This is a genomic window from Haladaptatus sp. AB618 (genome assembly GCF_024136965.1).
Lineage (GTDB): Archaea > Halobacteriota > Halobacteria > Halobacteriales > Haladaptataceae > Haladaptatus.
On the sequence record NZ_JAMYJX010000001.1, the window covers coordinates 426,504 to 439,586 of the forward strand.

Here is a 13,083-nt window from a genome sequence, read left to right on the forward strand (position 1 = left end):
CAGCAAATGGTGCGTATTTGCGCGCTGCAATTTACTCCCCCCAGTCCTCTTCGAGCTCCGGCGCTCGGTCGAGGACTGGTGGGTTCACGTCGATGACTTCCAGTTCGACACCGCAGGTGCCGCAGTCGATGATTTCACCCGTTTCCAGATCGTCGTGCAAAGCCACATCGGCTCCGCACTCAACGCATTCTACCATTGTACTCTTCCGTATCGTCCTATCGGACTTAAATCCATCGTTATTAATAATGAAAGAAAAGCTCGGACTACCGTCTAACGGGAGTAGAAGGCTTATACCGCGGTTCTGAGTTAGTAATCAAGTAATTCCCCACGCGGGGGTCGCGGTAGTTCAGGCATAGTCGTTTACCTCCATCTGGAGCGTTTCACCGGCCGCTTCGAGCGACTCGGCGAGTTCGGTCGTCGTCGTTTCGTCGGCCACGAGCGTTGCCCTCGCGTTCGCCAGCGCTTCGACGACCGTCTCGGCCGCCGGGCCTCCGACCGAATCGCGCATGGCGACGCTCGTTTCCACGTCGAGCGCCGATTCGACTTCCTCCGGTGCGACGAACTCGGCGAGCGGTGCGCCGAGCACTTCCTCGGCGGCAGCATCGAGGGCATCGTAGTCGCCCGCTCCCGCCGTCGCAACGACCTCGTGGGCCGTGCGGAACGGCACGCCGCACATCGCCAGCAGGTCGGCGACGCCGGTCGCCGTCGAAAAGCCCTCCCCCGCGGCGTCCGCGAGTGCGTCCTCGTTCCACGTCGCGGTCGCCACCGCACCGGCAGCGACGTCCGTCGCGTCGATCACGGCGTCGAGGGCGTCCCACGCGTGCGGGGTCGCACGTTGCAGGTCGCGGTTGTACGCGCGCGGCAGTCCTTTTAGCGTCGTCAACAGTCCCGACAGTCCGGAGTGAGCGTCGCCCGCGACTGCGCGGGCGAGTTCCAAGGTGTCGGGGTTCTTCTTCTGTGGCATGATGGACGACGTGGACGCATAGTCGTCCGAGAGTTCCACGAACCCGCGGTTCGAGTAGATCACGAGGTCCTCGGCCAATCCGGACACCGTCGTCGCGAGGTTCGCCGCCGCCGCAATCGTCTCGACGAGGAAGTCGCGGGTCGAAACCGCGTCCATCGAGTTGTCGAGAAGTGCGTCGAAGCCGAGCAGTTCCGCCACGCGCTCGCGGTCCACGTCGAACGGCGTTCCCGCGAACGCCGCCGCGCCGAGCGGGCACTGGTTGATCCTCCCGTAGGCATCCAGCAGACGCGCCGTGTCGCGGGAAACAGCTTGCTCGTAGGACGCGAGAAAGTGCCCGACGGTCGTGGGCTGGGCTGGTTGGAGATGCGTGTATCCCGGCATCACCGTCTCCGCGTTCGATTCGGCGACTTCGAGGAGCGCCGAACGGAGCGCGAGCGTGGTTTCGAGGAGCGCGAGCACGTCCTCGCGGAGGCGGTAGCGGATGCACGTCGCCACTTCGTCGTTCCGACTGCGGGCGGTGTGCATCTTCCCGCCGTCGTGACCGACCTCTCCGACGACGGCCGTCTCGATGGCGGCGTGGACGTCCTCGCCTTCGGGGAGCGAGTCGTGCCCGTTCACCTCGACCACGTTCAGCGCGGTGAGGATGTCGCCCGCGATTTCGTCCTCGATGATCCCCTGTTCGGCGAGCATCACGACGTGCGCGCGGTCGATGTCGAGGTCGGCCGCGAAGATGCGTTCGTCCGCGGCGAGTGACGAGAGGAACCCGCGGGCGGGACCGCCGCTGAAGCGGTCGCCGCGGACGACGTCGCCGTCCCCGGTGAGTTGGTTTTCTTCGCTCTCCGCTCCGTCTCCCTTACTCATCGTTCGCGATGCGAGCCTGGTAACCGTGATATTTGGCGACGCCCGTCGCGTCGGCCTGCTCGATCTTGCCGACCGTCTCGGTGTTGAACGAGGCGGCGTCCTCGGAGTAGACGGCGTGTTCGCTCTCGCGGGCGACGGCGCGGGCCTGTCCGCCTTCGAACTTGATCGTGACCGTGCCGGTGACTTTCTCCTGCGTGGTGTCGATGAAGCCGTCGAGGGCGTCCACGAGCGGCGCGGAGAGCAGTCCCTCGTAGGCCTTCTCGGCCCACTGCTGGTCGATGCCCGTCTTGAACGAGCGCTCTTCCTTCGTCAGCACCAGTCCTTCGAGCGCTTCGTGGGCGTTGAGTAGCGTCGTCGCGGCGGGGTGCTCGTAGTTCTCGCGGACTTTCAGGCCGAGCATGCGGTCTTCCATCAGGTCGGTGCGACCGACGCCGTGCTTTCCGGCGAACTCGTTCAGGTACTCGATGAGTTCGACGGCACCCATCGATTCGCCGTCGATGGCGACCGGTTTGCCGTCCTCGAACTCGATTTCGAGGAGTTCGGTTTCCGCGCTCGGTTGTTCGGTCCACTCGTAAATCTCCTCTGGCGGGACGTAGCCGGGGTCCTCCAGATTGCCGCCCTCCACGGAGCGACTCCAGAGGTTCGTGTCGATGCTCCAGACGCCCTCGTTGCCACCCTCCACGGGCAGGTCGTGTTCGTCCGCGTAGCCCATCTCCCACTTGCGGGTCAGGCCGAGTTCGCGCACAGGGGCGATGACCTCCAAATCGGAGGCGCGCCAGACCGCCTCGAAGCGCAGTTGGTCGTTCCCTTTGCCGGTACAGCCGTGAGCCACGGCGTCACAGTCGTTTTCCTTCGCCACGTCGAGGATGGCTTCTGCGATGACCGGACGTGCGAGCGCGGTTCCGAGCGGATAGCTCTGATACGTCGCGTTCGCCTTCACCGCATCCAGACACTGCTCCGCAAATGCATCCTTGGCGTCGATAACGTAGTGTTCCAAATCCAGTGCTTCCGCAGTTTCCTCCGCCTCTGCAAACTCCTCTTCGGGCTGACCGACGTCCACCGTGACGCCGATGACTTCGTCGTAGTCGTACTCCTCTTCGAGGAGTGGGACGCATACTGTCGTGTCGAGTCCGCCCGAGAAGGCGAGTGCAACCGTTTTCATTGTATGAGTTGCCAAGGGCTACAGATACTTAAATTCTTCTCAATAATCTGAGAAATAAAGGTGGAAAATGGACTAAAGACGAGTTAATCACACGTGAGTGAGTTTTGAACGAACGACCGGCCGGAGTGGAATGGGTATTATTGGGACTAGAAAAGCCCCGGTCGTCGTCGTCGGACGCAGAATGAGCCGTGGTCGGACTCGTCGCTCATCGGAGGGCAAACCCCGGTGGCGCGAGTCCGCGACATTATCAAACCTTTCTGGTGCATACCGCTTAAAGCCTTTCGGGACGGCAACGATTGCCAGCGGTTCTGTTCAACGAGATTTATTACGTATCGAACGAATTGTCGACTATGCGTCGTCTTGCTCCCGTCCTCCTCGCCCTCCTCGTTCTTACGGCCGGGTGTGCGAACTTCCTGCCGTGGTCAGACTCACAATCGGATCCTCAACAGACAACTGCCAACCACCCAGCATCCTACCCACCCGGAGCCAACGGCCAGTGGATATTCGACGCCGAGCAACTCGTCAAGGCGCACAAAGCGGCGCTCAGCGGGGCGAACTACCGGATGCACGCTCGCGTCCGGCCGAACCAGCAAACCGCTTCGGTGAAGTGGCAAAATACGACTACGACCGTACACATTGGTAGCGGTCGAACCCTGGTACAGGGGAGCGGCGGGTCGTTCGGACCTCGGGAGCTAACCGAATCGTATCGGAGTTACTCCACGGACAACATGACCGTGCAGTGCCGACGCGGCGCTGAAAAATGTCGGTATCTCTCCACCAGGTCCACTCAGGGACAGCAGATCACGAAGCGTACCACTTCACGAATGGAATCGCTCATCGCCAGTTCGGACTTCGTGGCGAACGGAACGACAGCCCGAAACGGAACGACGTTGTATCGGTATGAATCCAACGGTTCCACGACGTTTTCGGGCGCTGATAGACTCTCAGCGACCGTACTGGTGGACGAGGACGGTCTCATCCACGATGTCTCGGGAACGATTCACACCGACGGAAAGCGTCCCGCGACTGTCGATTTCAACTACGGGTTTTCTCTGGTTTCGAATCCACCGACGAAGCCGGAATGGGTAGACGGTGTGCCCCGACTGACCGTCCGTACAAGCGCGAGCAGGTTCACGCTCGAACACGAGGGCGGTGAGCGTATTCCGGCGGGAACGAACGTTTCGCTCACGTTGATAAACGACAGCGCCACTGCAATTGGAACGGTTCGACTGCCGAAATCGCTCGGCCGTGGGGATATCGCCTATCTCACGATTTCCGATATCGAGGACACCGACCATCTCCACTACAAAGCCGTCGGGAACATCACGGTCAACCACCCAGCGACGACCGAACCGGGAATAAATCACACTCACTGGACTCTGTCTCTCGGATATGAGACGAAACACTGGAAAGCTGACCTCTGGGTGAATCCCGAAGGGAGAAATCACGACAGCACGAACGGCACCAAAGCGACGACGACCACGACTGCCACCTGACTGACTTTCGACGACCTCTCTTTCTCACGCCAAACGCCACCCTCATACCACTAAAGCGTCTCGAACCAACCAGTGTACAGTCTCAACGTCCCGGTTCCCGGCGAAATCGCTCAACTCGCTGGGCAACTCCGTCCGTCGCTCTACGGCTTCGACAGCGTCCGCGACCAGCACACGCTCGTCGTCAAACGGTTCGGAGATCAAGAAAACTACGACCGATTGGCGATGCGGGTCCGAACCGCGCTCGTCGGCACGCCCGCGTTTGAAGCGCACGTTTCGGGCATCGACTACTTCGAGACGCCAGCGCGTGGTGACGGTCCGGTCGTCTACCTCGCCGTCGAAAGCCCCGGTCTGAAACAACTTCATAGCGAACTGCTCGCCGAGTTCGAGACCATCGAAGGATTGGAAGGCGACGACTACGTTCCTCACGTCACGCTGGCGCGCGGTGGCGACATCGAGGTGGCCCAAGAACTCGCGGAACGGGAAACCGATCCGATTTCGTGGACCGTCACGGAACTCCATCTCTGGGATGCAAAGTACGAAGAAGCCGCCGCGAGAATCTCGCTTCCGGCTTGAAAATTTCTACCTTCGTTCGCTCTTTTACTGCGGCGTCGGCGGTTCGCCGTCCCACGCGTCCTTGTCGGTGAAGAAGTTCAGCATGGCGAACTTGAGCTTTCCGGGGTCGATGTCGATGGTTTCCTTCCGTTCCTCCGGCGGGAACGTCTCTCGAACGCTGTACTTGCCCATCTCCCGGACGCTCCCCTCGGTGTAGCGCTTGTCGAGCAGGATGCGGACGCCGAAGTCGTCCGGGGAACGGATCACCCGGCCGAGCGCCTGTCGCGTCTTCCGAATCGTCGGGATCTCGACGGCGTACTCCCAACCCGAATTTCTTCCGGAACGGTCGGCGAACACGGTGTCGTAGGCGTCCTGTACCGCGTCCATCCGGTCGTCCAGATGCGGGTACGGCACGCCGACGACGACGACGGTTCTGGCTTCGTCGCCGTCGAAGCTGACGCCTTCGGCCAGCGTCCCCCACAGCGAGGTGAACAGCGCGCCGTTCCCGTCCGCCGTGAACTGCTGGCGGAGTTCCTCGGCGGGAGTTCCGGCCTCGTCGAAATACAGGTTCGCGTCGGTTCGGTTCCGCACGAGGTCGCGGTACCGCTCGGCTTCGGCGTAACTCGGGAAGAAGACGAGCGTGTTCCCGGCGGTGAACCGAATCGCGTCGTTCAGCACCTCGGCGATGGTGTCCTGGGTTTCGGGATTGCTCCGCTCGCTGGCGAACAGGGCGGGCGTCTCGGCCGCGAACGTTCGCCGATTCTCCTCCGGGAACTGAAGCCCGTACGCCAGCGAGATGGGGTCGCTCAGGCCGAGCACGTCCGACAGCACGTCGAACGGGCGAAGCGTCGCGCTCATCAGCACCGTCGCGTACACCTCCTCGAACAGGGCTTGGGTGACCTCGCGCGGGATGCAGGTGTACAGTTCCGCCCGTCCGTACACTTCGTCGGTCCCCTCGTCGCGGCGCACCGCGACGACGGGATACTGGCCGAGTTCGGCCCCTTCGTCCATGTAGGATTTGACGAACGCGGCGGCTTGGAGGGTTTGACACTCCTTTCGGGTCGTCGCGTCGCCCTCCTTGTACGCCTCCTCGTATTTCTGGTCGAGTTCCTTGGCGAGCGAGAGCGCGTCGTCCAACTCCGCGTCGATTCCCTTCCCGGCGTACTCCTGTAGGAAGGCAAGCGTCAGGTCGTCGCGTTTGTCCTCGTTGGCGACCGACACGTCCTGCCAGTTCTCGCCGACCGATTCGCGCTCGCCGAAACCAAAGGAGTCGTCGTAGGTCGTTTTGAGCGCCCGCTGGAACGCGGCGAGGACGTTGAACCCCGCTTCGCTCCGAAAGTCGTCGCTCTCCTGAAGTTCGTCCAGCGCGCTGTCGATGGTGTTCTCGGTCAGCGTTCGGGAGGCGTGGTCACGGGCGGTTCCCTCGATGTTGTGCGCCTCGTCGAAGATTGTGATGACGTCCTCCGGTTCGCGGCCCAACCACCGGAAGAACTGTTCGCGGATCATCGGGTCCAGCAGGTGGTGGTAGTTGCAGACGACCAGGTCCACACCCTCCATCCCGTCCTTCAAGAGTTCGTAGCCGCACAACTGCTGTTGCTCGGCGTATTCGTAGATGTCGTCGGGCGTTCGAACCCCGTCGTAGAGCCACTGATAGAACTCCTCGTTATCCGCGGTGAGGTTGTTGTAGTAGTGCTCGCAGATGTTCTTCTCTTTGAGATTCTCGACTTCGTCCTGAATCTGTTCGAGTTCGTCCATCACCGCGCTACGGGCCTCGGCGGCGGTCGAGTCGCCTTCCTGCATGTCGTCGAGCAGTTCGCGCTGTCGCTGTTCGAGTTCGTTCTTGTCGCGTTCCTTGTCGACGACCTCGTAGGTGTTGTCCCGGAGTACCTGACACTCCTGATAATCGACGTCGATGTGGCACATCGACCCTTTCCCCCGAAAGACGACGGCGCGAAGCGGTTCCTTGCGCGTTATCTCGCGCGCTTCGGTGACGAACTGACGCATCTGCTGGTGGACGTTGGTCGTGATGACGACCGTCTTGTCCTCCTCGCGGGCGAATTCGAGCGCGGGAACGAGCGACGAGAGGGTTTTGCCCGTCCCACACGCACCTTCGAAGAGCACGTCCTGCCCGCGAGACAGTCCGTTGTAGATGCGGTCCATCGCCTCCTGCTGGTTGTCGTAGGGGGCGTCGTACGGGAAGAACCGCATGTACTCGTTCGTCGTGGACACGATACCGAATATTCGCGTCTTAGTTCAAAAACCCTTGCCCATCGGAGAGATGCTCGGTCTCAGATAACCGACTCCGCCGCCGTCTCCTGCACTTCCGGTTCGATGTACACTTTCTTGACGCTATCGTTGATTTCGTACAGCCCATCTTCGATGTCGGTTATCAAGTCGTCCATCTCCCCGGTGTCGAGCGTCGGGTCGAACGCCACGTCGGCGGTGACGATGATGCGGTCGGGACCGAAGTAGACGGTTCTGAAGTCGATGATTTCGGTGACGCCCTCCCACCCGTCCAACTCCGAGCGGAGTCTGTCTTCCTCCTCTTTGGGCAGGCTCTCGCCGAGGAGGAGCCGTTTGTTTTCCCACGCCAGCGCGATGGCGAATCCCATCAACAACAACCCGATGAGGAGCGCGGCACCGGCGTCGTAGATCGGGTTTCCGGTGACTTGTGACAGCCAGATACCCACCAGTGCGAACCCGGCACCGGCGACCGAAACGGTGTCCTCGGTGAGCGCCGTCAGGGTGGAGACGTTGCTCGTCTTGTGGAACGCCTCCCGAAATCCGCTCCAATCGCGCCGTTCGATTTCGTGTTTCGTGGAGCGATACGCTTTGCTGAAGGCATATCCCTCGAACAGCATGGCTCCGATGAGGACGGCGTAGTTCACGTAGACCGGTGGAAACGACTGTCCGAGGACGTGAACCAGTCCCCCGCTGACCGTTTCGTGGTGCTGGACAAGCGAGTCGTATCCGTGTTTTGCGCTCTCCCAACCGGCGATACCGAAGAGCAGGACGCTCACCAGAAAGCTGTAGAAGAACTGTGCCTTGCCGTAGCCGAATGGGTGGTCCCGCGTCGGCTTTCGTCCACCAAACCAGATTCCGATGAGGAGAAAGACCTGATTTCCCGTGTCGGAGATGGAGTGAAACGTCTCCGAGAGCATCGCCGGACTCTGTGTAAGCACGAAGCCAACGAATTTCAGCACGGCAATCGCCGCGTTCGAGAGGAGGGCGGCTATCACGACGGACTTGCTGTTCGCCATTACTCGACTAGCGGCGAGGAGGTGTCAAAGTCCTTACGACGGAGCGCCGCGCTTCGATTCGACGGAAGACGAAAGGCGACGGGATACCAACGACGAATCATGATCGCTATCGTCTCCGATACGCACAGCAGGACGGGTCACGAACTGGCCGGACGGACGCTCGAAGCCGTCCGAAGGGCGGACCTCGTGGTTCATGCAGGCGATTTCACGACGACAGCCGTTCTCGACGCGTTCGAAGCCGAAAGCTCCCGGTTGGTCGCGGTTCGTGGCAACAACGCGACGGCTGGGGTCGCCGACCGACTCCCTGCCGTGCGAACGTTCGAGGAAAACGGGGTTCGGTTCGCGCTCACGCATCGTCGGCGCGGCGGAAGTACGGGACTCTCGCTCTTCGGGCAGGAGCGCGATGCGGACGTGGTCGTCTCGGGACACACGCATCGACATCTCGTGGAACAGGCTGGCGAGATGTTGTTGCTCAATCCGGGCAGTTACGCACAGCCACGAGGAAATCGGCCGACACATATCGAACTCGAACCGGAGGGAAAGGGCTTCGCTGGGAGGGTCTACGAGATGAGTGGAGAACTCGTAACCGAGTTCCCCGTGTAGGAGGGCTGGTAAGTTGATGGCGTACCAGTGGAGGGCCGAAGCAGGGCGGCTCCACTTCCGAGTATGCGGTTGGTCATCATGTACTCTTGGTAAGCTCAAAAAAGCGTTTTAGTTATCGGTTCCGCACGAAATACCACCCGACTGCACCGAGGACGAGAACGAGCGCTCCCCCCGCGAAGAACAGCACGCCCGGCGGTATCGTCGCCAAAACGCCGTTTGCCGCATGGCCCGCGCTGTTGGTCGATTCCGTCGAGAACGTTCCCACTTGTCCGCCGCCACCGCTGGCCGTCTTCTCGGCCGCCTTTCCGCCGATACCGAGCAGTCCCTCCGTAACGGCGTACTGAATTCCGGCGCTCACGAGGCCGAGCAGGACGGCAACGCCGAGAACGCGGGAGAGCGCGTCCTTCAATCCCGTCGTCTGCTCTTCCCGCCCGGCAAAGAGGATGAGCGGACCTTCGCTCGGTGCGTACACCTTCATCTCCCGACCTTTCTCGGAGTAGATGGTATCGACGGCCGTGATGAGGTCCGCGTCTTCCAACTTCTTCAGGTGATACTGGGCGTTCTGTAGCGAGGTGTCCACCTGCTCGCTCAGTTCGGATGCCGTCGCCGGTTGGTCGTGCAGTGCGGAGAGCAGACCACGCGCGGTATCGGACGAGAGCGCCCCGAGCAGATCGTCCGCGTCGTCGCTGTCCACGCCGAGCACTCGGGGGGACCCACCTGACGGCGGTTCCACGTCCGAACTGGAGGGCAAGAGGTCAGCCATATTTATGCGTATGCAACTGCTCGGCAATCAACTTTGCCACTGGCACGGCGAAACGAATTTGGTTCGGCAACTGATACAGGGGGGTATGGAACCACTCGGAATCTTCGGGAAGGTACTCCACGACCCGCTCTTCATCGGCCTTCTCGTCATCATGCTCGCCTTCGTCTTCTTCATCTACCTGTTCATCCGCCGGATCATGACCGGATTTCAGGAAGGTATTCAGAAAGGGCAGCGATAATCGAATCGCTCTCAGAGCGCGTTTCGAATCCGCTCCGCGGCAGTTTTGACGTTCTCACGGTCCACGTCCCAGTGCGTACAGAATCGGACGACATGTGGCCCGAACGCCGACCCAATGACGTCTTCGTCCGCGCACAGATCGAGAAACTCCTCGGCGGTGAGTCCCGCTCGCTCGGTGTTCACGAGGACGATGTTCGTCTCGGGTGGTTGCACCGAGAGGCCGTCGACGTCCGCGAGTCGCTCCGCGAGGAGACGGGCGTTCTCGTGGTCGTCGGCCAACCGTGAGACGTTCCCCAACGCGAGCAGTCCCGGCCCGCCCACGATACCGACCTGTCGCATCCCTCCCCCGAGCAGCTTTCGAACGCGTCGTGCGTGCGCGATGAACTCCTCGTCTCCGGCGAGCATCGACCCGACGGGCGCTCCGAGACCCTTCGAGAGACAGAACATCACGGAATCCACGTTCTCCACGATTCGTGCCGGTGATACGTCGAGGGCGACGGCCGCGTTACCCACCCGTGCGCCATCGAGATGGACCGGAATTCCGAGGTCGTGGGCCGCCTCCGCCGCGGCGTCTATCTTCTCGGGAGCGATTGCGACCCCACCTTTGCTGTTGTGCGTGTTTTCGAGCGATAACAATCCCGTTCCGGGTCGATGTGCGTCCGCCTCGACGTAGCCGTCTCGAACCTGTTCGGGCGTCGGAATTCCACGGTCGCCGCCGTCGAGCGTTCGGACTTGCAGCGCCGAGTGCTGGGCGAGTCCGCCGAGTTCCCACTTGTAGATGTGGCTCTCGCGTTCGACCAGTATCTCCTGTCCCCGTTCGGTGTGGACGCGCGCCGCGATCTGATTGCCCATCGTCCCGGTCGGGACGTAGAGGGCCGCTTCCATCCCCACAAGTTCGGCGGCAGCGGATTCGAGTTCGTTGACCGTCGGGTCCTCTCCGTAGACGTCGTCGCCCACTTCGGCCTCGGCCGCCGCCGCACGCATCTCCTCGCTCGGTTTCGTGACCGTGTCGCTCCGCAGGTCTATCATACGCGACCGTTCCGCCGCGGCGACCAAATAATCGAGGGTAGAAGCAGTTCATCGACGGAGATGCGAACACCGAAAGCGGTTTCCGGTATCCACGAAATTTTGCCACATGGACGAACGAATTCGGAACCATGCCGAAACCATCGTCGACCACTCTCTCGATATCGAAGCGGGCGATACGGTCGTCGTTCGCTCGCCGACCGTCTCGGACGACCTCGCGGTTGCCCTCTCCGAAGCACTCGGCGAGCGCGGTGCGTTCCCACTCGTCACTGCCGGGCGTCGGGACAAGAAACAAGCGGCGTTCCTTCGTTCGGTCGACGCGGATGCCCTCGAAACCCCCGAGCACGAACAGGCGTTGTTCGAAGCGTCGGACGCCATCGTTCACATCCGGGGCCACGAGAACGCCTCCGACATGAGCGATATTAGCGCCGAGACCCACGCGGCATACAGACAGGCGTACCAGCCGATTCAGCAGGAAATCCTCTCGTCGCGTTGGTGTCTCACCCAGTACCCGTCCCCCGGAAGCGCGCAACTCGCCGAGATGAGCACGGACGCTTACGAGGAGTTCGTTTACAGCGCGATGAACAAAGACTGGGACGAGCAGCGCGAGTTCCAAGAGCAGATGGTCGAAATCCTCGACCCCGCCGACGAAGTTCGTATCGTCTCCGGCGAGACGACGGACCTCACGATGTCCGTGGCGGACATGAAAACCATCAACGACGAGGGCAAGAACAACCTCCCCGGTGGCGAGGTGTTCACCGCGCCGATCCCCGATTCGGTCGAGGGAGAAGTGCTGTTCGACAAGCCGCTCGTCCACCAGGGCAACATCGTCGAAAACGTCTGGCTGAAGTTCGAGAACGGTGAGGTCGTCGATTTCAGCGCCGACAAGAACGAGGACGTCCTCGCGGGCGTTCTCGATACCGACGACGGTGCACGCAGACTCGGCGAACTCGGTATCGGCATGAACCGCGACATCGACGAATTCACCTACAACATGCTCTTCGACGAGAAGATGGGCGATACGGTCCACCTCGCCGTCGGCATGGCCTACGATATCTGTGTCCCCGACGACCGGGAACCGAACGAGAGTGCGGTTCACGTGGACATCATCGTGGACATGAGCGAGGACTCGTTCATCGAAGTGGACGGCGAAATCGTCCAGCGCAACGGTACCTTCCGTTTCGAGGACGGGTTCGAGGAATAGCCGCGAGGGAGACGAGGCGCTTTGCGCCTCGAAAGACGAACGGCGAACGGAGTGAGCCGTGAGTGATACGACCGAGTGGGTTGTTTTTAGTGCAGGTTTTTGCGAGGAGTGGTCAGCTTTGCTGACCCGACGACGTAAAAAAGTGCAACGCGCACCTTCCGTTTCGAGGACGGGTTCGAGGAATAGCCGCGAGGGAGACGAGGCGCTTTGTGCCTCGCAAGACGAACGGGTTGTTTTCGTCGCGTACTACGGATATTCGAGACCAAGCGACCGCGACGAACGTTTATATACTGGAACGAACCCAGAGTCCGTATCTCCTGAAAACTACCCCGTGGATGGCCGAGGCGGGTGTGTGGCACACCTCCACGTCAAACCGTCGTGCCGCCTGTTCGCAATCTTTCGGTTCAAAATCCGTCCGAGACGGACTGATACTGAACTCCCTGTAGGTGTGAACTCTTTCTTCGCCGGTTAACCGTTCTCGAAACAGCACGCTACGAATATTTGATATATATTTGTTGTGGCACCTTGGAGTTAAGTAGCTACGGTTGAATAGAAATAATCGTGCCAAAAGTTGTCTGTCCGGACTGTCGGCGGAACATCGCGTTTCACGAACTGGAAACCAGAACCGTCGCCCAATCCAGCGGATTTTCGACGAACTATCGCTGTCCGTTCTGCCGAAACGCCATCGAGAACGTCACCGAACTGTTGTAATTTCGGACTGGTCGGCGTCAGAATCACGGGTAAACTTCGTAACGGTCGGAATCGTCGAATCCGGACGACAAGAGAACGAAGTGACTGGCGGTATCCGAGAGGTCGTCCGTACCGAAACCCCTCTCTTCGGGCGCGCTCCAGTCTTCGTCGGTCGTTCCGTCGAACTCCGGTTCGTGCACGCTGTAGTCCGTCATCGACTTCAGGTCCGACAGGAACCCGTGTGAATACTGGGGTTGTCACTGCA

At 61.0% G+C, this 13,083-nt stretch carries 14 protein-coding genes; 6 read left to right on the forward strand and 8 right to left on the reverse strand.

The window, feature by feature from the left end; all coding sequences use genetic code 11:
- Positions 1-31: 31 nt before the first annotated feature.
- The 3 genes from lysW to NKF26_RS02210 all read right to left on the reverse strand — a co-directional run bounded on the left by lysW (position 32) and on the right by NKF26_RS02210 (position 2,987).
- Positions 32-196, reverse strand: coding sequence for a lysine biosynthesis protein LysW (gene lysW / locus NKF26_RS02200; RefSeq protein ID WP_066140665.1), 165 nt, complete (start codon positions 194-196; stop codon positions 32-34).
- 150 nt (positions 197-346) lie between these two features.
- A complete protein-coding gene (gene argH, locus NKF26_RS02205) occupies positions 347-1,825 on the reverse strand; it encodes an argininosuccinate lyase (protein ID WP_253233950.1) in 1,479 nt (492 codons plus the stop codon).
- On the reverse strand, positions 1,818-2,987 hold the full coding sequence (locus NKF26_RS02210; protein WP_253225094.1) for an argininosuccinate synthase: 1,170 nt from the start codon (positions 2,985-2,987) through the stop codon (positions 1,818-1,820). The genes argH and NKF26_RS02210 overlap by 8 nt, the downstream gene beginning before the upstream one ends.
- Before the next feature lie 350 nt (positions 2,988-3,337).
- Between NKF26_RS02210 and NKF26_RS02215 the strand changes: the two genes are divergently transcribed.
- Both NKF26_RS02215 and NKF26_RS02220 read left to right on the forward strand, forming a co-directional pair.
- Positions 3,338-4,483, forward strand: coding sequence for a hypothetical protein (locus NKF26_RS02215; protein ID WP_253233951.1), 1,146 nt, complete (start codon positions 3,338-3,340; stop codon positions 4,481-4,483).
- 72 nt (positions 4,484-4,555) lie between these two features.
- A complete protein-coding gene (locus NKF26_RS02220) occupies positions 4,556-5,056 on the forward strand; it encodes a 2'-5' RNA ligase family protein (protein ID WP_253225096.1) in 501 nt (166 codons plus the stop codon).
- Positions 5,057-5,080: 24 nt separating this feature from the next.
- On the opposite strand, the gene NKF26_RS02225 is transcribed toward NKF26_RS02220, so the two are convergent.
- Complete coding sequence (locus tag NKF26_RS02225; protein WP_369682113.1) at positions 5,081-7,264, reverse strand: ATP-dependent DNA helicase; 2,184 nt, start codon at positions 7,262-7,264, stop codon at positions 5,081-5,083.
- 59 nt (positions 7,265-7,323) lie between these two features.
- Positions 7,324-8,295, reverse strand: a complete 972-nt coding sequence (locus NKF26_RS02230; protein ID WP_253225097.1) for a cation diffusion facilitator family transporter — start codon at positions 8,293-8,295, stop codon at positions 7,324-7,326.
- A gap of 99 nt (positions 8,296-8,394) precedes the next feature.
- Between NKF26_RS02230 and NKF26_RS02235 the strand changes: the two genes are divergently transcribed.
- On the forward strand, positions 8,395-8,898 hold the full coding sequence (locus NKF26_RS02235) for a metallophosphoesterase (RefSeq protein ID WP_253225582.1): 504 nt from the start codon (positions 8,395-8,397) through the stop codon (positions 8,896-8,898).
- 112 nt (positions 8,899-9,010) lie between these two features.
- On the opposite strand, the gene NKF26_RS02240 is transcribed toward NKF26_RS02235, so the two are convergent.
- A complete protein-coding gene (locus NKF26_RS02240; protein ID WP_253233952.1) occupies positions 9,011-9,661 on the reverse strand; it encodes a winged helix-turn-helix domain-containing protein in 651 nt (216 codons plus the stop codon).
- Between the two features lie 85 nt (positions 9,662-9,746).
- Here NKF26_RS02240 and NKF26_RS02245 point away from each other — a divergent pair, with 85 nt between their 5' ends.
- Positions 9,747-9,899 carry a hypothetical protein gene (locus tag NKF26_RS02245; protein ID WP_253225099.1) on the forward strand — a complete coding sequence of 51 codons (153 nt, stop codon included), beginning with the start codon at positions 9,747-9,749 and terminating at the stop codon, positions 9,897-9,899.
- An 11-nt stretch (positions 9,900-9,910) separates the two neighbouring features.
- Here NKF26_RS02245 and NKF26_RS02250 read toward each other — a convergent pair whose 3' ends face one another.
- A complete protein-coding gene (locus NKF26_RS02250) occupies positions 9,911-10,927 on the reverse strand; it encodes a low specificity L-threonine aldolase (protein WP_253225100.1) in 1,017 nt (338 codons plus the stop codon).
- A 106-nt stretch (positions 10,928-11,033) separates the two neighbouring features.
- Between NKF26_RS02250 and NKF26_RS02255 the strand changes: the two genes are divergently transcribed.
- Both NKF26_RS02255 and NKF26_RS02260 read left to right on the forward strand, forming a co-directional pair.
- Positions 11,034-12,128 (forward strand): aminopeptidase, encoded by a 1,095-nt coding sequence (locus tag NKF26_RS02255; protein WP_253233953.1) that lies wholly within the window; start codon positions 11,034-11,036, stop codon positions 12,126-12,128.
- A gap of 561 nt (positions 12,129-12,689) precedes the next feature.
- A complete protein-coding gene (locus tag NKF26_RS02260) occupies positions 12,690-12,839 on the forward strand; it encodes a hypothetical protein (RefSeq protein WP_190303699.1) in 150 nt (49 codons plus the stop codon).
- 23 nt (positions 12,840-12,862) lie between these two features.
- Here NKF26_RS02260 and NKF26_RS02265 read toward each other — a convergent pair whose 3' ends face one another.
- Complete coding sequence (locus tag NKF26_RS02265; RefSeq protein ID WP_253233954.1) at positions 12,863-13,033, reverse strand: hypothetical protein; 171 nt, start codon at positions 13,031-13,033, stop codon at positions 12,863-12,865.
- Positions 13,034-13,083: the final 50 nt, after the last annotated feature.